The sequence below is a fragment of the Ruegeria sp. BHSB058 genome (assembly GCF_059613285.1).
Genome location: NZ_JBXWSF010000010.1, coordinates 1 through 17980, shown reverse-complemented (window position 1 = coordinate 17980; position 17980 = coordinate 1). Strand labels below are relative to the sequence as shown.

Below are 17980 nucleotides of genomic sequence, written 5' to 3'. Positions count from 1 at the left end.
CATGAGCCAGAGCCGCCAGTCCAACACCGACGCCTACAGCCTGATCCTCGAAGCGATCGACGTAGGCATCTACAAACCCGGTGACCGTCTGGTCGAAAGCGAACTGGCCGACCGGTTCGGTGTGTCACGCACGCCCATTCGCGAAGCCCTGCAACGGCTGGAAACCCAATCGCTGCTGGAACGCGACGGGCGCTCGCTGATCGTGGCCTCGCTGGATCACAATCAGATGGCCGAGCTTTACGTGGTGCGCCGCGAGCTCGAGGGGCTGGCCGCGCGCCTTGCCGCCAAGCATGCCACCGACGAAGAGATCCGGGTGCTGCGCGACATGGTTCAGGAGGATGACGCGCTGGTCAACGACCCTTCGGCGCTGTCACGGGCGAACCGGAGGTTTCACGAACAGATCCACCTGGCCTCGCACAATCGCTATCTGGTGCAGCAGCTGGACCTGGTGCATCGCACCATGGCGTTGATGGCCACCACGTCGCTGGCCGCGCAAGGGCGCGGCGAGGTGGCGCAAAGCGAACACAAGGGCATTGTCGAGGCGATTGCCGCGCGCGACGAGGATGCCGCGCAGCTGGCGCTCAAGGAACATATCTCCATCGCCTTCATGACCCGGCTCAAGCAGGACGCCGACAAGCGCGAGCGTCAATAGGTCTCAACCGGGCACGCATTCCTCTCCGGCTTGTCCGTGCTGGGTCTTGTCCCAGAAATAGGGCTTGATCGCCAGTTCCCACAGCGCCTTGTATGCGGCGATGACGCCGAACGGGAAATACAACACCATCGTCGGTACCCACGGCATCAGGAACCGTCGGCGCTCGGATGACACGGCGGTCAGTCCGACAATCAGGTTGACGGCTTCGGCAAAGATGAAGAACCCGATCATGGCGGTGATGATGCCTGCGGGAAACACCCCGGCCAGCGGATGCGGCAGCCCGAACAGCATCAGCCAGAACGACCACAGAACCGGCGCCAGCAGGAACTGACCCACCGTGCCCAGAAAAAACGCCTGAACCCCCAGAAACCGTTTCAACCCGAGCTCGCCCAACAGCTTGCGCGGCGCGCGCATGTGCACAAGATAGGTCACCATGAACCCTTTCAGCCAGCGCGAACGTTGGCGAACCCAAGGCCAGAGGCGGAAATTGGCCTCTTCATAGGTCACCGTGTCGAACACTTCGGTCCGGTATCCGGCGCGGCACAGCCGGACGCCCAGATCGGCATCCTCGGTCACGTTATGCGCGTCCCAGCCGCCCAGCGCCTCCAGTGCCTTGCGGCGAAAAAACAGCGTGGTGCCGCCCAGTGGGATCACCAGCCCAAATCGCGCCATGCCAGGCAGGACAACCCGGAACCAGCTGCAATACTCGATGGTGAAACAACGCGACCGCCAATTGGTGCGCGGATTATAGTAATCCAGTATCCCCTGCAGGCACACCACATCCTCGGGCGCCTGCGCAAAGCGGGCCACCACATGCTCGATCTGGTCCGCGACCGGCGCGTCCTCGGCATCCCAGACCCCCACGATATCGCCTCGGCAGAAATCCAGCGCATAGTTCATCGCGCGCGGCTTGGTGGTCAGGCCGTGGCTGTCGGGCACCTCGATCACCCGCATCCACGGCGGCAGCTGTGCCTGTGCCAGTGTGTCCCGGGTGATCCGGTCCTTTTCCTCCAGCACCAGAATGACATCCAGCAGGGCCTTGGGATAGGTCAGCCGGTTCAGGCGCGGGATCAGGTCGCCGACGATTTCACGCTCCTTGTACAGCGGCACCAGAACCGACACGCGCGGCAGCCGGGATTCGGGGCCGGGCCTGTGGCCTGTAGGCTCCGGCGCGTTCACCAGCGCATGCCCGGCCAATTGCCCCAGAATACCTACCACGCGCAGCGCGGTGAACAGGGCCAGCGTCACAACCGCCGCCACTGTCAAGGCGGCGAATGCGGGCAGCGGCGACGCCACCATGACGGCGACCAGCAAAAGCGCGACCAGGACAGATGGCAATCTCGAAACGGCATCCCAGTTGCGGCAGCTTTGCGCAGGTTCGACGCGCGTTTCCGCCGCCTTGGCCAGACTGTCCGCGAACTGGCGCGCAATGGCGCGGTCGATCTCATCTCTCCAGGCCAGAACCGGGATCGCCGTCACACCCGCCGCCGCCAGCCGGGCGCGTGGCGCGTCAAACAGGTCCGGGCGCGCCGTCGCGACCAGTACCAGCGGACCCAGCCGCATCCACGGAACCAGATTGTATTCCAGCCAGAACTCGGTGGGCATCAGCGCACAAAGCGCAGCAGTGGGGGCGGGCGCATCCAGCGCTGCGACCTGCAGACCATATTGCGTTGACAGCGCCGCCAGAACATCGCGCGTTTCCGCAAAACCCTCGGCAATCAGGATTTCCCCGATGGGGGCGTCCAGCCGTTCCTGAAGCGTCAGGGCATGAACAAGCTGGCTTTCGGTGATTGCGCCGCTTTCGACCAGATACCGGCCCAGCGGCTGCCTTGCCCGCGTCCCGGCGACGGGAAGCGCCTCCGACAATCTTTGCAGGTTCTGTTCACTCATTCCTCAACCCCGATGCAGGCGTCAGGCATCAGGGTTGAAGGAACAAGGTTAATGCGCGGTTAAGCTTGTTTTCGCTCGCGCTTATTCTGCGGTCTTGCGGGCAGTCATGGCGGTGGCGAAGCGCTCGAACAGGTAAAAACTGTCCTGCGGACCGGGCGAGGCTTCGGGGTGGTACTGCACCGAATAAACAGGCCGCTCCGCCATGCGGATACCGCAGTTCGAACCGTCGAACAGCGACCGATGGGTTTCGACCACGCCCTCGGGCAGGGTCTGCGCATCCACCGCAAAGCCGTGGTTCATCGAGGTGATCTCGACCTTGCCGGTTTCCAGATCCTTGACCGGATGGTTGGCGCCATGATGGCCGTGGTTCATCTTTATGGTCTGGCCGCCCAGCGCCAGCGCCAGCATCTGATGGCCCAGACAGATGCCGAACACCGGCAGATCGGTGGTGTCCAGGATCTGCTTGATCATCGGCACCGCGTATTCGCCGGTCGCTGCCGGGTCGCCGGGGCCGTTCGACAGGAACACGCCGTCTGGATCATGCGCCAGAACCTCCGCCGCGGTGGCGGTGGCGGGCAGAACGGTGACGTCGCACCCGGCCGAGGCCAGACAGCGCAGGATATTGCGCTTTGCACCGTAATCCAGCGCCACGACCTTGTGCTTGGGCGCTTCCTGACGGGAATAGCCATCGGGCCAGGCCCAGCGCATCTCGTCCCAGCGATAGCTTTGGGCGCAGGTGACCTTCCTGGCCAGGTCCATGCCTTCCAGCCCGGCAAAACCGCGCGCGGCAGCGATCAGCGCCGAGATATCGAACTGACCGTCGGGATCATGCGCCAGCGCCACATGCGGCGCGCCCTGCTGGCGGATCGCGCGGGTCAGGCGGCGGGTGTCGACGCCACCGATGGCGATCCGGCCCCGGCGCTCCAGCCATGTCTTGAGCTCTTCTGCCGCGCGCCAGTTCGACGCCTCGGTCGGGTCCCATTTCACCACCATCCCTTCGGCCACCGGATCGCCGGTCTCGTCATCCTCGGAGTTCACGCCGACATTGCCGATATGCGGAAAGGTAAAGGTCACGATCTGCCCGGCATAAGACGGGTCGGTCATGATCTCCTGATAACCGGTCATCGCGGTGTTGAAGCACAGCTCGGCCACGGTCTGGCCTGTCGCTCCGAACCCGTGCCCGTAAAACAGCGTTCCATCGGCCAGTGCCAGACATGCGGTGGGCTTGGACGTGGCGTTCTGGGCCATGGCGCGACTCTCCTGCTGGGTAAATCGGCGCATACCTAAGGGTGTTGCGTCGTCGGGTCAAGTCCGTTCAATTTTTGCGGTATTCATAGATTTCAATGGCTTAGCTGTATTCACCCCCTGTTGTCTCATTCATTCTGTTTCTATATGGTCAGAGTTCCGGATCCATGGGGATGGGCAGAACATATGGATATGCGATCAAGGGTGAACACGGCCCTTAAGCAGGCAATGAAGGACAAGGCGACCGACCGATTGTCGACGCTTCGTCTGATCAACGCGGCAATCAAGGACAGGGATATCGCCACGCGCGGCTCGGTCAATGACGAGGCGCAGGGATGTGGTGACGCGGACGTGCTTGAAATCCTTGGGAAAATGACCAAGCAGCGCAAGGAAAGCGCGCGCGCCTATGAAGAGGGCGGGCGACTGGATCTGGCCGAGCGCGAGCGCCAGGAAATCGAGGTGATCGAGGAATTCCTGCCCAAGCAGCTGGACGATGACGAGGTGACACAGGCCATCAATGCCGCGATCACCGCCACCGGCGCGGGTTCGATCCGCGACATGGGCAAGGTCATGGGCGAGCTCAAGGCGCGCTATACCGGCCAGATGGATTTCGGCAAGGTCGGCCCCATGGTCAAGGACCAGCTCTGCGCCTCGAACGGCGATTGCTGACGACCGGCTTGTTCCGGGGCAGGCTCAGCCCCGGTCGCTGCTCAGTTTCACCAGCAGATCGTCGTACAGCGCGACGCGTTCGTCCTCGGACAGAAACGCGCCGATTTCCACCTCGCGCCCGCCGCCTTTCAGGGTTACATAGTTCGGCACCGGTCCGCCGTGCCGGTGCATCTCGGGGCGCGCCCAATAGCGGTTGCAATGCCATTCCTGCGCCCGCCCGCGCGGATTGTGCCGCACCAGCCGGGCCAGGCTGGGCGTCAGGGTCAGCACTTCCAGCATGCGCCGCTGCCGATAGTTCACTTCCAGCGCCAGCCACAGCCCCAGCACCACCAACAGCGTGAACGGCAGCAATCCCCACAACAGAACCGACCCCAGAACCGCCAGCAAAGGGATCAGCCCCATCGCAAAGATGCTCAGGACGATCGCGATCGCACCGCGCGGCGGCAGTGAATTATGCGGCCACAGATGCAGCTCCTGCACCGATTCCGAGTTCTGTTTCCAGCGATAAGGCATACATAAGAAATAGCATTTCAAGCCCGCCAGTCGAGAGCATTCCAGCGCGCCGGGGATCAGGTCACGTGACCCACCCGCGCCCAGGAAAACGCGTCGTCCAGACGGTCGTCGCCCCAGAACAGCTCACCCCGCACAACAAAGCTTGGCGCGCCGAACACGCCCTGCGAAACGGCTGTCTCGGTTTCCCGGTCCAGCGCCGCGACCGCCTCCGGCGCGCGCGCTCGCGCCAGAACCGGCATCGGGTCCTGATCGCAACGGTACAGCGCCTCAGACAGCGCGGCCTCGCTTCCCGCCTCCACGCCGTCCTCGAACCAGATGCGATAGAGGTTTTCGGTGAACCGCTCGCCCCAGCCCTCGGACATGCCCAAAAGCGCGACCTGATTGGCCAGCGCCAGATCCGAGATCGGGTAGGGGGCGGGCAGGTGCGCATGCAGGCCGTACTTGGCGGTCCTGCGCTCGATATCGCGCCACATATAGGCCGATTTGGCCGGTTTACCCGCAAAAGGCACGTTCTGCTGATCGGTCATGACCTTGCGCACATTGAACGGACGCCATCGAACCGTGGCATCGTGTTCCCGGCACCACTCCGGCAGGCGGGTCACCGTCAGAAATGTGTATGTACTTCCAATGGAATACCAAAAATCAATCTCGGGCATGAGCAAACCTCCTGAACGAAGCATGCGGCCAAGGGCAGAATACCCGATTTTCGCCTCTCTGGCTATTTCATGTGCGCCTGCCAAAACCCTGCGCACAGCGAAACCCCGTAGGACGGCATCGCGGTTTTCTGCCGTCACGACCAGCCTGCGCAGGACTGATAGCGACAGAGAGCAAACAAAGGGTTTACACAATCAGCCGGCGACCCGGATGTAAGCCTGATCCCGGCGCGACTGGAAAACGCGAATATATTGTCGCGATATCAACCGGGTATCCGGCGTATTGGCACGCACAAACAGCCCGTCCATGTCTGCCTTGAACCCGGCTCGGGGGGCCGGTTTTTGTCAGACCCGCCCAAGTTGTTCTATGCTTGGGGAATCGGTGGGCCACAAAACCGCCGAATTTGGCAGATGACGCGCGGGCGCCGTTTTCAAAAGCCAAGGTCTCACCCGACCCGCGCAGAAGGGAGAGGAAGACTTGTTCAAGCGAATTATGGCGCCGGTGGATCTGGCGCATATCGAGGGGTTGGCGCCCGCACTGGATTGCGCCGCTGATCTCGCCAAACATTACAACGTGCCCATTTCTTATGTCGGCGTGACGTCCTCGGCGCCAAGCTCTGTTGCGCATAATCCCGCAGAGTTCGGGCAAAAGCTGACAGCCTTTGCGCAAGGCCAGGCCGACAGGCACGGCATCGCCGTCGCCGCGCACCCGGTTGTTTCGCATGATCCTGCCATCGACGTGGATGACGCACTGATCCGGGCCATCGACGACACGGGGTCCGACCTTGTCGTCATGGCCAGCCACGTGCCGAACGTCATCGACTATATCTGGCCGTCGAACGGCGGAAAGCTGGCCGAGCACGCAAAATGCTCCGTGATGGTCATACGCGCTTGAGCGGCATGACCCGGTCACGAAACGAAAGGAACATGGGAGGTCGCACATGACCGACGAAAGCGCCAATCAAGGGATTCCCGCACCCGAAGGGTCATCCCACATCATCGAGACCGATTATGAAATCGGTCAGGACAACATTGAAACGACAATCGGGCCGATCGGGCTCGACATTCACAACCCGGTATTCCTGATTTCGGGCCTGTCCATCGTGGCCTTCGTGGCCTACGCATTGGTGGCACCGACCCAGGCGGGCGACTTTTTCGGCTGGCTGCGGCCAGCGCTGACCTCGACCTTCGATTGGTTTTTCCTGTGGTCGGCCAATATCTTCGTGCTGTTCTGCCTGATGCTGATCGTGACGCCTTATGGCTCGGTCCGCCTTGGCGGCAAGGACGCAACACCGGATTATGGCTATCCGGGCTGGTTCGCGATGCTCTTTGCCGCCGGCATGGGGATCGGCCTGATGTTCTTCGGAGTGCTGGAGCCGGTCTATTATTTCGGCACTCCCTGGGGTGACGAACCGCTTGGGGTCGTGCGCCCCTTCGACGAAAATGGCGTCCTGATCCCGGAAAATGTCGAGGCCGCGCGGCGCATGGCGCTTGCGGCGACCTCCTATCACTGGGCGCTGCACCCCTGGGCGATCTACGCGGTGGTTGCACTTGCGCTGGCGCTGTTCACCTATAACAAGGGCCTGCCGCTGACGATCCGGTCGGCCTTCTATCCGATCTTCGGAGAACGCGTCTGGGGCTGGGTGGGGCATATCATCGACACGCTTGCGGTGTTTGCCACGCTCTTTGGTCTCGCCACATCCCTCGGCTTCGGCGCGCAACAGGCCAATGCCGGGCTCGAATACGTGTTCGGTTTCCCCAACAGCGTGACGGTTCAGGTGATCCTGATCATCGTGATCACGCTCGTCGCCCTTGGCTCGGTGCTTCGCGGCCTCGACGGCGGCGTCAAGGTGCTCTCCGAGATCAACATGGTCATCGCGCTTCTGCTGTTGCTGTTCGTGCTGTTCGCCGCCGGAGTGGGGTCGATCGTGTCCGAGTTCGGCAAGGGCGTCGTGGCCTATTTTCAGGAGGTCATCCCGCTGTCGAACCCGCACGGGCGCGAAGACACCGGATACCTGCAGGGCTGGACAGCCTTCTACTGGGCATGGTGGATTTCGTGGTCGCCGTTTGTCGGCATGTTCATCGCCCGCGTCAGCCGTGGCCGCACGGTACGCGAATTCGTGATCTGCGTGCTGCTGATCCCGTCCTTTGTCTGCATGTTCTGGATGGCGGTATTCGGCGGCGCGGCCATCGAACAGGTCATCGCCGACCCGGCCGGCAGCGCCGTCAAGGCCCAGGTGATCGACAGCTATAACCCGCCGTTGTCACTGTTCGCGATGCTGGGAAGCCTGCCGATGGCGGGGATCACCTCGGTCATTGGCATCGTGCTGGTCATCGTGTTCTTTGTCACCTCGTCCGATTCCGGCTCGCTGGTGATCGACACGATCACCGCTGGCGGCAAGATCGACGCCCCGATCCCCCAACGGGTGTTCTGGTGCACGTTCGAGGGCCTGGTTGCCATCGCGCTGCTGATCGGCGGCGGTCTGGGGGCCTTGCAGGCCATGGTCATCTCGACCGGTCTGCCCTTCACCGTGATCCTGCTTCTGATCTGCTGGGCAATCTTCAAGGGGCTGGTGCAAGAGCGACAGTCGCTCTGACGCTGGCACCGCACGCGACAAATTAAGGAAGGTCGCCCGCAAAGGCCGGCCTTTCAGCGCGGGCAGAACCGCGACCGTGTTCCGGAGATGACCAGCCTGACAAAGCAGAGCCCGGATATTGTGGACATGCACGAGGCGCATATTTGATCGGTTGCTACGGTGCGCTCAAAAGTGATGCCGCCACTTCCGCCATCAGCCATTCACGCAAGGCAGAGAGCCCTGGATCATCCTCTTCGCCTTGCCGATGCACAAGGTCGTAACCTCTCCCGGCCGGCAAGCTGATTTGTGGGAACAGTTCCACCAGCCGGCCGGCAGAGACGTCCTCGGCAACCAGCACGCTCCGCCCAAGTGCGACCCCCTCGCCACGCAGCGCCGCCTCAATGGTGAGGCTGCCGTGACTCAATGTCGGTCCCCGACCACGAGCGCCCTCGACCCCGGCGGCGGCAAACCAACGTTCCCAATTTGGCAGACTGCTATCGTCGTGCAGAACGCGGCTCTCGTTCAGCAACGTGCAACCGAGCAGATCCGCCGGGATCGAAAGCCCGCCCATGCGCGCCCGATAGTCGGGGCTGCAGACCGGGCTCATGGTCTCGTCGAGAATCCTCTCTGTCGCGGCGCCCGGATAGTTTCCGGTGCCATAGCGCAGCGCGGCATCCACACGGCCGTCGGACAGATCGATATTCACGTCGCTGACTTCAAGCCGGATATCAACATCCGGCAGCCGCGCCATCAGCCGGTGCAGGCGCGGGGCGAACCACTTGCTGGCAAAAGAGACACTCGTGCTAATCGTCAGCCGCGGGGCGTCGTCCCGTGTGCGCAAGCGTTCTGCTTCGCGGATAAGGTCCGCCAGCGCCCGGCTGACCACCTGATGGAACGCCGCTCCTTCCTCGGTCAAAGCGATGCGCCGCGTCATGCGCCGGAACAGCGCGACGTTCAGATCGTCTTCCAACGACTGGATCTGTCGGCTGATCGCGCCGGGAGTAAGGTTCAACTCCTGCGCCGCCAGCGCCATGCTCAACAGACGACCTGCGGCTTCAAAGGCACGCAGGGTCTGCAAGGGTGGGGGTCGGACGGGCATGGCGGTCTCATGATTGCATTTCCTTCAATCATAGACGTCAAACAATTCGTTTGTCAGCATCAGCCTTCGCATTCAATAAGTGATCTGAGAGCAATCTTTTTCAAGAAACTAACATGACGATCACAACCCCGGAAACGCCCGCACTGCCGCTTGCGTCCCTCGTCGACCGTCTTTCGCCCCTCAGCGTCGGGGGGATGTTGCTTCTGGCGGTGCTCTGGGGCCTGTCGATCCCGATCACCAAGCTGGGCCTCGACACCATGCCGCCAATAGCGTTCACCGCATTGCGCTTCGCCTTCGCCGTACCATTCCTGTTTCTCTTCGCCATCGGGCGGCACAGGATTCCGCTCACCGCCCTGCCGAAAGTCGCGGCGCTCGGGTTCGTCGGGATCGGGATCGGCAACCTGTCGCAATCCTTCGGCGTCTACGGAACCTCTGCTTCGGTCAGCACCATCGTTTCTGCTACCATCCCGGTCTTTGTCGTTATCCTCGCGGCACTGCGGCTTGGCCAGCCGGTCAACATGGTGCAGCAGTTCGGGCTGGTAGCAGCCTTCGCGGGTGTCGCACTGGTGGCGTTCGGTCAAAATGACGGTGTGGGTGCTGCGGCGCAAACGACCATGACAGGCGTGGCGCTCGTTCTGCTGTCGGCAGTGGTCATAGCCCTGTACTATGTCTGGAGCGTCGAATTGGCGGCGCGCCACGGCACCGTCACGGTCGTGATCTGGAGCACGCTGGCCGGGTTCCTCGCCCTCCTGCCATTCACGGCGTGGGAAGTTGCGACCACCCCCTTCAACGTGACAGCTGTCTCCATCGCCGCGGCAATCTATCTTGGCCTGCTCGTGTCGGCTGTCGGCCTGTTTCTCTGGCTATGGCTCCTGCGCACCGTTCCGGCCCGTGTGGCGGCCAGTGTGCAATTCCTGCAACCGGTATTCGGCGTCGGCGCCTCGGCAGTCATGTTTGGCGACCGTATGGGCCCCTTGTTCATGACCGGGGTCATATTGGTTCTGTCGGGGGTCGGGCTGTCAATCGTCACCGGGCGAAGGACGCGCTAGGGTCATAGCCTCGGGTCGACCCTTTGACCCTTCATTGGGGATTTGGGTCCTGGGCTGCCAACCGCCAAATTGCACTACCAGGCCACACCCAGCAAAGAAAAACCCCGCCGGAGAACCGGCGGGATTTTCTGTCTGTTTCACCTGAAAGGGATCAGTGCGCGTGGCCCTTGTCCCGGTCTGCCTGCTTGGGCAGGATCTCGAACGTGCATTCGGGAAGGGCGGCTCCGCGGACAGACCTGCCGGTCGGTCTTCACACTCAAGAGGCTGGTATATGCGGTTTGCGACCGTGTCGCACATCGACTGAGTCGGCGGCTGAGGATTTGCTGCGGGTGGGAACAAGACCATGAGATTGGCTCGAAACCGGCCCTTCAAGCAGGAAGTAACCGACTGAAAGACTCAGATGACGGCAGGGAGCCCAAATTACCGAATGCTGCGCGAGATAGGAAAGGATAGGAAGCGCAAAAAGCCGCTACTGGCCGAAGTGGCTTCGGCCAAACTGGGCATCCAACGCCCACGGGGTTTCGGCGGTGCGACTTCGCCAATGCGGACATTTTGAAGTTTTGGATGATGGAGTTTTGGCGTTAAGATAGGCGTTTGGGTATCCATATTGCAGCTCATAATCTCGCTTGTACTGCCCCCTTTTGCAAAAAAAGGCGGCCCGCCCGCGCTTTCTGTTCAGAAGTATCCGGGAAAGAATGCGCGGGCAGTGGTCCGGCAGATTTCTACCGCATTTTCCCTGCTGAACTCATCGGGGTGGGCGTGAAAGTCGGTCCATAACCCTTCCAGTAGCGACATGATGGCCATGGCGACCTTCTCGGGATCGCCTTGGGTGCCGCATACTTCGCACAGAACCTTGCAGCAACTGCGCACATGGTCGTGCAGGTCAGTTCCGCGGGTGTCGGTATAGCCGGTTCCAGGCGCTTGCAAATCAGGTTCGGCGCGAAAGGCAAAGGTCAGCCGGGCACTGCGTCTGTTCAAAACCGCTTCGGAAAAGTCCGTCGCAAACAGCGCCTGCAGACGGGCTGCTGCATCTTCCGGCGTACTGACCTCTTGCGGTGTTTGGCTGGTAAAACTCTGCCAAGCGTCATTGTACTCCTGAGTCATATGAATGGCGAGCGCGCGAATCAGGTTGTCCTTGGACTGGAAGTGCAGGTTGATCATGCCGCGCGACAGGCCCGATTCTTCCTGGATACGGCTGATTGTGGTGCCGCTGACCCCATACTTCAGGATTACGTTAGCGGTTGCATCAAGCAGCACCTCCCGGTGCAGGTCCTTGTCGACCTTCCGCTTTTTCTTTGTTTCTTCTGCATTTGCCATCTGCCTGCCCCTCTTTCGCTGCCGGCTGGCCCGCCGCCGTTCCGGCACTTTGCACGGAATTGCATCAAATTTCCATCGACAATGAACGATCATTCACTTATGCCCTTACTGTATGAACGTTCATTCAAAGTGTGTGGCTATTCCGGACAGAGAGCAAGATGACCAAACTTGGAAACGACTTCGAAAACTTCAAAACCTGGGACAAGGAGAATTACTTCCATCCATGGGAAGGGCTGGAAGTCCAGGGTCCCGGAAAAGCCGACAGGACGTTCAGCGAGTATGCCGAAGGCATCTATGTCTATGACGAGCACGGCAACAAGGTGATCGACGGGCCGGGCGGCATGTGGTGCATGCAGCTGGGCTACGGCAACACCGAGATCGCTGATGCGATGGCGGCGCAGGCCCGCAAGATGGCCTATTGCTCCCCCTTCTCCGAGGCCACGTCGGTAAGCGCCGAGTTTGCCCACGCAATTGCCGAACGGGCGCCGGGCGATCTCAACCGGGTCTATTTCACCACCGGCGGCTCCACCGCGGTGGATACCGCCATCCGCTTTGTCCACTTCCGCAACAACCTGCTGGGCAAACCGTTAAAGAAGCGGATCATCACCCGGGCGCATGCCTATCACGGCGGCACCTATCTGACAGCCTCGCTCAGCGGCAAGCCGAGCGAGCGCCAGTGGTTCGACACCGACCAGATCATTCCCCATTTCCTGCCAGACGTGAACGCCTTCCGCCGCCCCGCAGGTATGAGCATCGAAGCCTTCCTGGATGAAAAGGTTGCGGATCTGGAAAACGCCATTCTGGAGCTCGGCGCGGACAATGTCGCCGCCTTCATTGCCGAGCCGCTGCTGGGCTCCGGCGGCGTGATCGTGCCGCCCGCGGGTTACCATGGCCGCTGTCTGGAACTCTGCCGCAAATATGACGTGCTCTATATCTCCGACGAGGTCGTCACCGGCTTTGGCCGCCTGGGCCACTGGTTCGCATCGGAGGACCTGTTCGGCATCACCCCCGATATCATCACCTGCGCCAAGGGGTTGACCTCTGGCTATGCGCCGATGGGGGCCGCGATCTTCTCCGACCGGCTGTTCAAGGACATCGAGGGCGATGTGTCCAAGGACGTCTATTTCACCAGCGGCTACACCTATTCCGGCCACCCGGTCTGTGCCGCCGCGGGCCTCAAGAACATCGAGATCTTCGAGCGCGACGGCATCCTGGAACACGTCCGCAAGGTGACCCCGCATTTCCAGAAACGCCTGCAGCAGCTGCTGGAGCTGCCGCTGATCGTGGATGTGCGCGGCATGGGGCTGGTAGGCTGCATCGAATGCACCCTGACTCGCAACGGCAAACCCAGCCCCGAAATCGACGCCACCATCGGTTCAGTGATTGATGCCCGCTGCCAGGAACTGGGCCTGATGGTCCGCCCCTATGGCAACATGGCGATCTTCTCGCCGCCGCTGGTGATCACCGAGGCGCAGATCGACGACATGTTCGACATTCTTACCGAAGGCGTTGAACGCGCGACCCGGGAGCTGCTGGGCCAAGGCCTGGAGCTGGAGACAATGCGGGCCTGAGGCCCGCGCCCCCCAAAAAGAAACGGACAGAACCCCAACACAGGAGGGAACCATGAAGACCAAGCTGACAATCAGCCTGCTGGCCGCAACGGCTGCAATCTGGGGTGCCGCTGCGGCGGCAGAGGGCGAACTGGTGATCTATAACTGGAGCGACTACCTGGATCCGGCGATCATCGAAGCCTTCGAAGCGGAAACCGGCATCGATGTCACCTATGACACCTATGATTCCAACGCCATGCTGGAGACCAAAGTACTGGCGGGCAGCTCCGGCTACGACATCATCGTTCCTTCCTCCACCGGCACCGCGCGGCTGATCTCGGCCGGCGTGCTGCAGAAGATCGACAAGTCCAAGATCCCCAACCTGCAGCACGTCTGGCCCAAGATCGCCGGGCTGATCGAGACCTTCGACCCCGGCAACGAATACCTGGTGCCCTACAACTGGTGGACCTTCGGCATCGCCTATAACACCGGCAAGCTGGAGGAGCGGCTGGGCGCCGGCTTTCCCAAGTCCTGGGACCTGCTGTTCGATCCGGAGATTTCCAGCAAGCTGGCCGATTGCAGCGTGATGATCGCAGACTCGCCCACCGACGTGATCGGCGCCGCGCTTATCGACATGGGCGAAGACCCGAATACCAGCGACAAGGACCGGATCACCGCCGCTGGGGAGCATATCGGTGCGATCCGCGGCAATATCGCCCAGATTTCCACCGACGGCATGATCGGCGCCCTGTCCGACGGCGACGCCTGCCTCGGGTTGACCTGGAGCGGCGATGCCTATTGGGCGGCAGACGGCGCCAAAGAAGCCGGCAATGGCGTCACCCTGGAATACATCATCCCGGAGGAAGGCACGCTGCTGGACTTTGACGGCCTTGCCATCCTGGCCGATGCCAAGAACGTGGATGAGGCCCATGCCTTCCTGAACTACCTGATGCAGCCTGCGGTCTCGGCGCAGAACGCCAACTTCATCCGCTACGGCAGCGCCAACCTCACCGCTCAGGCTGAGATCGACCCTGAGCTGATCAGCAACCCCGCCGTCTATCCGACTGAGGCGACGATGGAGATGCTGACAACTCCGGTGCTGCAGGACCGCAAGACCGAGCGTCTCTACACGCGCACCTGGTCAAAGGTCCGCACAGGCCAGTAAGCCCCGGCGCGGCTTCCGAGCCGCGCCATTCCAGCCCTGCTGCGGCCTGGGCCGCGCATCAATTGCCCTGCCGCAGCAAACACTCACACCGCGGCAGGGACTTGCAACAGGGGAACTTGCACCAATGAATTCCCATCATCCGGCCAGTGCCGCCGCCGCGCGGGTCGAACCCACCAGTCCGCAGGCACCCACCCGCCCGCCGCTGATCCGCTTCGAGAATGTAACCAAGACCTTTGGCAGCTTCACCGCAATCTCGGATCTGAACCTGGACATTCATGAGCGCGAGTTCTTCTCTCTCCTCGGTCCTTCCGGATGCGGCAAGACCACGATGATGCGGCTGCTGGCCGGGTTTGAGGAAGTGACCTCAGGCCGCATCCTTTTGGACGGGCAGGACCTGACCGGCATTCCTGCGAACCGTCGCCCGATCAACATGATGTTCCAGTCCTACGCGCTGTTTCCGCATATGTCGGTGGCGAAGAACATCGGGTTCGGCCTGAAACAGGAGCGCTGGAAGAAACGCGACATCCAGGACCGGGTCGACGAGATGCTGGCACTCGTACAGCTCGAAGGCTATGCCGACCGCAGACCGCATCAGCTGTCCGGCGGCCAAATGCAGCGGGTGGCGCTGGCGCGCTCGCTGGCCAAGAAACCCAAGGTGCTGCTGCTGGACGAGCCGCTGGGCGCGCTCGACAAAAAGCTGCGCGAGGAAACCCAGTTCCAGCTGATGGACGTGCAGGACCGGCTGGGTCTCACCTTTATCATCGTCACCCACGATCAGGACGAGGCGATGACCGTATCCTCGCGTATCGCAGTGATGAAGGCGGGTAAGTTGTTGCAAACCGATACCCCCACACGGATTTACGAGCATCCGGTGTCCAGCTATGTTGCTGATTTCATTGGCAACGTGAACCTGATTGATATCGAATTGGCGGGCATGGAGGGCGAACTGGCGCTGGCCCGCTGGGATGGCGGCACCCGGCTGGCGATCCGCCCGCAGCCCGAGGATGTGCTGATCCCCGGCACCCGCAAGACGCTGGTGCTGCGCCCGGAGAAGATTCACGTTACCAAGGACCAGCCTGAGCAAGCCTTCAATGTGAACATGGTTGAGGGCACGGTGGAAGAGATCTCCTATATCGGCAGCGCCTCTACCTTCCTGGTGCGGCTGGACGGAGGGATGCTGATCCGCGCGCAGGAGGCCAACCGGCTGCTGACCTCGCGCCGCGGCATCGACTGGAGCGACCGGGTCTGGCTCAGCTGGCGCGCAGGCGCCTGCGTGTTGGTGGATGAATGAGGGGCCGGCCATGAACACCCCCCGCAAGCTCCTGATCCTGACGCCCTATCTGTGGCTGGGCCTGTTCTTCCTGGTGCCCTTCCTGATTGTCATCAAGATTGCTTTGTCGGACTCGGTCACCGCCAGCCCGCCCTATGCCCCGACGTTCAGCCTCGATGAGGGGCTTGCCGGCCTGCGCGCGTCCTTCGCGGCGCTGGACTTCGAGAATTTCGTCTGGCTGGCCGAGGATGGCATCTATCTCAAGGCCTATCTCAACAGCGTGAAGGTCGCCGCCATCGCAACGCTGCTCACCCTTACAATCGGCTATCCGGTGGCCTATGCCATGGCCAAGGCGCCGCAGGACTGGCGCAAGACGTTGCTGCTGCTGGTCATCTTGCCGTTCTGGACCAGCTTCCTGATCCGCATCTATGCCTGGATCGGCATCCTGAAGAACGAGGGCTTCCTGAATCTTGCGCTGATGAAGCTTGGCATCATCAGCCAGCCGTTGGCGATCATGCACACCGAAATCGCGGTCTATATCGGCATTGTCTATTCCTACCTGCCGTTCATGATCCTGCCGCTTTACGCCTCGCTGGAACGGATCGACGGACGGCTGCTGGAGGCAGCCGAGGATCTGGGCTGCGGCGCCTTTGCGGCCTTCCGCCAGATCACCTTGCCGCTGTCGCTGCCTGGGGTGGTTGCCGGTTGCTTCCTGGTCTTCATCCCGGCGATTGGCGAATTCGTGATCCCCGACCTTCTGGGCGGCTCCGGCACGCTGATGATCGGCAAGACCCTGTGGCTCGAGTTTTTCTCCAACCGCGACTGGGGCGTTGCGGCGGCGGTGGCCATTGTGCTGCTGACCATCCTGATCGTGCCCATCGTGCTGTTCCAGCGCCACCAGCAGAAACATCAGGAGGACCTGGGATGATCCGCCGTTTCAACATGTTCAACCTGACCTCTCTGACCTTCGGCCTGGCCTTCCTGTACCTGCCGCTCCTGCTGGTGGTGATCTATTCCTTCAACGACTCCCGCCTGGTCACTGTCTGGGGCGGCTTCAGCACCAGATGGTACGGCATCGTTCTGAACAACGACGCCTATCTGGAGGCCGCCTGGATCACCCTGCGCATCGCCTTTGTGTCGGCCACGCTGGCCACGGTGCTGGGTACGCTGAGCGCGGTTGTCATGGTGCGTGCGGGATCTTTTCCGGGCCGCACGCTGTTTTCGGGCATGATCTTTGCGCCGCTGGTGATGCCGGAGGTGGTGACCGGCCTGTCACTCCTCTTGCTGTTCGTCGCCGTCGGCCTCGACCGCGGCTTCTGGACCATCACCATCGCCCATGCGACCTTTGCCATGTGCTATGCCTCGGTGGTGGTCTCGTCCCGGCTGGCCAGCTTCGACCGGTCGCTGGAGGATGCGGCGCTGGACCTCGGCTGCACCCCGATCTCGGCCTTCCGCCAGGTGACTCTGCCGGTGATCGCGCCTGCGGTGATCTCGGCCTGGCTGCTTTCGTTCACCCTGTCGCTTGACGACCTGGTGATTGCCACCTTCACCTCCGGCCCCGGCTCCACCACCCTGCCGATGAAGCTCTATTCCTCCGTACGGCTGGGGGTCTCGCCGGAGATCAACGCGCTCTCCTCCATGCTGATCGGCATCGTCACCCTGGGTGTCATCACCGCCTCGCTGGTCAACCGCCGGCAGGAACGCCGCCAGCAGCAGGAACACCGCGCGGCAACCGCCGCCGAGTGACTCGCACTCAAACAAAATTGGATACGGCAATGCAGTACAACATGTCCCAGTTCTATATCGGCGGCAGCTGGACCGCCCCCGCCGGCAGTGGCGCGGTTGACGTGATCAACCCCGCCACCGAACAGTCCCTTGGCCAACTCGCGCTTGGCAGCGAAGATGACGTTGATGCCGCCGTGGCCGCAGCCAAGGCTGCGCTGCCCGGCTTTGCCGCCACCAGCCGCGAGGACCGCATTGCGCTCCTCGAACGGGTGCTGGAGGTCTACACCGCCCGCGTTGATGAATTCGCAGAAGCCATCTCGTTGGAGATGGGCGCCCCGATCACCATGTCGCGCGAGATGCAGGCGCAGGTCGGCATTGACCACCTGGAGGCCATCATCGCCGATCTGAAGACGCTCGATTTCGAGGAAACCCTGCCCAACGGCGACACGCTGGTGCGGATGCCGGCTGGCGTCTGCGGGCTGATCACGCCCTGGAACTGGCCAATCAACCAGATCGTGCTGAAAGTGGGGCCTGCACTGGCCGCAGGCTGCACCATGGTGCTGAAACCCTCCGAACTGACACCGCTGTCGGCGATTCTCTATGCCGA

Annotated in this window: 17 protein-coding genes; 11 read left to right on the top strand and 6 right to left on the bottom strand. The window is 62.0% G+C overall.

Annotation, left to right across the window (positions count from 1 at the left end; translation table 11 throughout):
• The first annotated feature begins 1 nt into the window (after window position 1).
• On the top strand, window positions 2-652 hold the full coding sequence (locus AC2FNB_RS04250) for a GntR family transcriptional regulator (RefSeq protein WP_480748241.1): 651 nt from the start codon (window positions 2-4) through the stop codon (window positions 650-652).
• A 3-nt stretch (window positions 653-655) separates the two neighbouring features.
• Here AC2FNB_RS04250 and AC2FNB_RS04245 read toward each other — a convergent pair whose 3' ends face one another.
• Together AC2FNB_RS04245 and carA are read right to left on the bottom strand one after the other, a co-directional pair.
• Window positions 656-2542, bottom strand: coding sequence for a glycosyltransferase (locus tag AC2FNB_RS04245; protein WP_496744673.1), 1887 nt, complete (start codon window positions 2540-2542; stop codon window positions 656-658).
• Window positions 2543-2623: 81 nt separating this feature from the next.
• Window positions 2624-3790 carry a glutamine-hydrolyzing carbamoyl-phosphate synthase small subunit gene (gene carA / locus AC2FNB_RS04240; RefSeq protein WP_480748243.1) on the bottom strand — a complete coding sequence of 389 codons (1167 nt, stop codon included), beginning with the start codon at window positions 3788-3790 and terminating at the stop codon, window positions 2624-2626.
• 183 nt (window positions 3791-3973) lie between these two features.
• Here carA and AC2FNB_RS04235 point away from each other — a divergent pair, with 183 nt between their 5' ends.
• Complete coding sequence (locus AC2FNB_RS04235) at window positions 3974-4456, top strand: GatB/YqeY domain-containing protein (RefSeq protein WP_496744671.1); 483 nt, start codon at window positions 3974-3976, stop codon at window positions 4454-4456.
• A 24-nt stretch (window positions 4457-4480) separates the two neighbouring features.
• Here the strand turns inward: AC2FNB_RS04235 and AC2FNB_RS04230 are convergent, their stop codons facing one another.
• Together AC2FNB_RS04230 and AC2FNB_RS04225 are read right to left on the bottom strand one after the other, a co-directional pair.
• On the bottom strand, window positions 4481-4969 hold the full coding sequence (locus AC2FNB_RS04230; protein WP_480748245.1) for a DUF2244 domain-containing protein: 489 nt from the start codon (window positions 4967-4969) through the stop codon (window positions 4481-4483).
• Window positions 4970-5025: 56 nt separating this feature from the next.
• Window positions 5026-5625: a 2-hydroxychromene-2-carboxylate isomerase gene (locus AC2FNB_RS04225; RefSeq protein ID WP_496744669.1), complete on the bottom strand. Its 600-nt coding sequence runs from the start codon at window positions 5623-5625 to the stop codon at window positions 5026-5028.
• 475 nt (window positions 5626-6100) lie between these two features.
• On the opposite strand from AC2FNB_RS04225, the gene AC2FNB_RS04220 reads away from it, so the two are divergent.
• A complete protein-coding gene (locus tag AC2FNB_RS04220; RefSeq protein ID WP_480748247.1) occupies window positions 6101-6517 on the top strand; it encodes a universal stress protein in 417 nt (138 codons plus the stop codon).
• Between the two features lie 46 nt (window positions 6518-6563).
• Window positions 6564-8219, top strand: a complete 1656-nt coding sequence (locus AC2FNB_RS04215) for a BCCT family transporter (protein WP_480748248.1) — start codon at window positions 6564-6566, stop codon at window positions 8217-8219.
• 154 nt (window positions 8220-8373) lie between these two features.
• Here AC2FNB_RS04215 and AC2FNB_RS04210 read toward each other — a convergent pair whose 3' ends face one another.
• Window positions 8374-9297 carry a LysR substrate-binding domain-containing protein gene (locus tag AC2FNB_RS04210; protein ID WP_496744667.1) on the bottom strand — a complete coding sequence of 308 codons (924 nt, stop codon included), beginning with the start codon at window positions 9295-9297 and terminating at the stop codon, window positions 8374-8376.
• A gap of 113 nt (window positions 9298-9410) precedes the next feature.
• Between AC2FNB_RS04210 and AC2FNB_RS04205 the strand changes: the two genes are divergently transcribed.
• On the top strand, window positions 9411-10346 hold the full coding sequence (locus tag AC2FNB_RS04205; RefSeq protein WP_496744665.1) for a DMT family transporter: 936 nt from the start codon (window positions 9411-9413) through the stop codon (window positions 10344-10346).
• Window positions 10347-11021: 675 nt separating this feature from the next.
• Here AC2FNB_RS04205 and AC2FNB_RS04200 read toward each other — a convergent pair.
• Complete coding sequence (locus tag AC2FNB_RS04200) at window positions 11022-11663, bottom strand: TetR/AcrR family transcriptional regulator (protein WP_496744664.1); 642 nt, start codon at window positions 11661-11663, stop codon at window positions 11022-11024.
• 158 nt (window positions 11664-11821) lie between these two features.
• Here AC2FNB_RS04200 and AC2FNB_RS04195 point away from each other — a divergent pair, with 158 nt between their 5' ends.
• From AC2FNB_RS04195 to AC2FNB_RS04170, 6 genes are all read left to right on the top strand, one after another.
• A complete protein-coding gene (locus tag AC2FNB_RS04195; RefSeq protein WP_496744662.1) occupies window positions 11822-13234 on the top strand; it encodes an aminotransferase in 1413 nt (470 codons plus the stop codon).
• A gap of 52 nt (window positions 13235-13286) precedes the next feature.
• The gene (locus tag AC2FNB_RS04190) at window positions 13287-14378 is read left to right on the top strand and encodes a polyamine ABC transporter substrate-binding protein (protein ID WP_496744660.1); all 1092 of its coding nucleotides are present in this window, start codon (window positions 13287-13289) and stop codon (window positions 14376-14378) included.
• A 124-nt stretch (window positions 14379-14502) separates the two neighbouring features.
• Window positions 14503-15669 (top strand): ABC transporter ATP-binding protein, encoded by a 1167-nt coding sequence (locus tag AC2FNB_RS04185; protein ID WP_496744658.1) that lies wholly within the window; start codon window positions 14503-14505, stop codon window positions 15667-15669.
• Window positions 15670-15679: 10 nt separating this feature from the next.
• Window positions 15680-16576, top strand: a complete 897-nt coding sequence (locus AC2FNB_RS04180; RefSeq protein ID WP_480748255.1) for an ABC transporter permease subunit — start codon at window positions 15680-15682, stop codon at window positions 16574-16576.
• Complete coding sequence (locus AC2FNB_RS04175) at window positions 16573-17394, top strand: ABC transporter permease (RefSeq protein ID WP_496744656.1); 822 nt, start codon at window positions 16573-16575, stop codon at window positions 17392-17394. Before AC2FNB_RS04180 ends, AC2FNB_RS04175 begins: the two co-directional genes overlap by 4 nt.
• Window positions 17395-17423: 29 nt before the next feature.
• Window positions 17424-17980, top strand: a 557-nt coding sequence (locus AC2FNB_RS04170) for an aldehyde dehydrogenase family protein (RefSeq protein ID WP_496744654.1), incomplete at its 3' end; no start/stop codon positions are given.

Excerpts from the sequence above, each read along its gene's own strand:
- AC2FNB_RS04200 (WP_496744664.1), bottom strand. The coding sequence starts at position 11,663 with ATGGCAAATGCAGAAGAAACAAAGAAAAAGCGGAAGGTCGACAAGGAC.
- AC2FNB_RS04215 (WP_480748248.1), top strand. The coding sequence starts at position 6,564 with ATGACCGACGAAAGCGCCAATCAAGGGATTCCCGCACCCGAAGGGTCA.
- AC2FNB_RS04180 (WP_480748255.1), top strand. The coding sequence starts at position 15,680 with ATGAACACCCCCCGCAAGCTCCTGATCCTGACGCCCTATCTGTGGCTG.
- AC2FNB_RS04175 (WP_496744656.1), top strand. The coding sequence starts at position 16,573 with ATGATCCGCCGTTTCAACATGTTCAACCTGACCTCTCTGACCTTCGGC.
- AC2FNB_RS04195 (WP_496744662.1), top strand. The coding sequence starts at position 11,822 with ATGACCAAACTTGGAAACGACTTCGAAAACTTCAAAACCTGGGACAAG.
- AC2FNB_RS04225 (WP_496744669.1), bottom strand. The coding sequence starts at position 5,625 with ATGCCCGAGATTGATTTTTGGTATTCCATTGGAAGTACATACACATTT.
- AC2FNB_RS04210 (WP_496744667.1), bottom strand. The coding sequence starts at position 9,297 with ATGCCCGTCCGACCCCCACCCTTGCAGACCCTGCGTGCCTTTGAAGCC.
- AC2FNB_RS04245 (WP_496744673.1), bottom strand. The coding sequence starts at position 2,542 with ATGAGTGAACAGAACCTGCAAAGATTGTCGGAGGCGCTTCCCGTCGCC.
- AC2FNB_RS04190 (WP_496744660.1), top strand. The coding sequence starts at position 13,287 with ATGAAGACCAAGCTGACAATCAGCCTGCTGGCCGCAACGGCTGCAATC.
- AC2FNB_RS04250 (WP_480748241.1), top strand. The coding sequence starts at position 2 with ATGAGCCAGAGCCGCCAGTCCAACACCGACGCCTACAGCCTGATCCTC.
- AC2FNB_RS04235 (WP_496744671.1), top strand. The coding sequence starts at position 3,974 with ATGGATATGCGATCAAGGGTGAACACGGCCCTTAAGCAGGCAATGAAG.
- carA (WP_480748243.1), bottom strand. The coding sequence starts at position 3,790 with ATGGCCCAGAACGCCACGTCCAAGCCCACCGCATGTCTGGCACTGGCC.
- AC2FNB_RS04205 (WP_496744665.1), top strand. The coding sequence starts at position 9,411 with ATGACGATCACAACCCCGGAAACGCCCGCACTGCCGCTTGCGTCCCTC.
- AC2FNB_RS04230 (WP_480748245.1), bottom strand. The coding sequence starts at position 4,969 with ATGCCTTATCGCTGGAAACAGAACTCGGAATCGGTGCAGGAGCTGCAT.
- AC2FNB_RS04185 (WP_496744658.1), top strand. The coding sequence starts at position 14,503 with ATGAATTCCCATCATCCGGCCAGTGCCGCCGCCGCGCGGGTCGAACCC.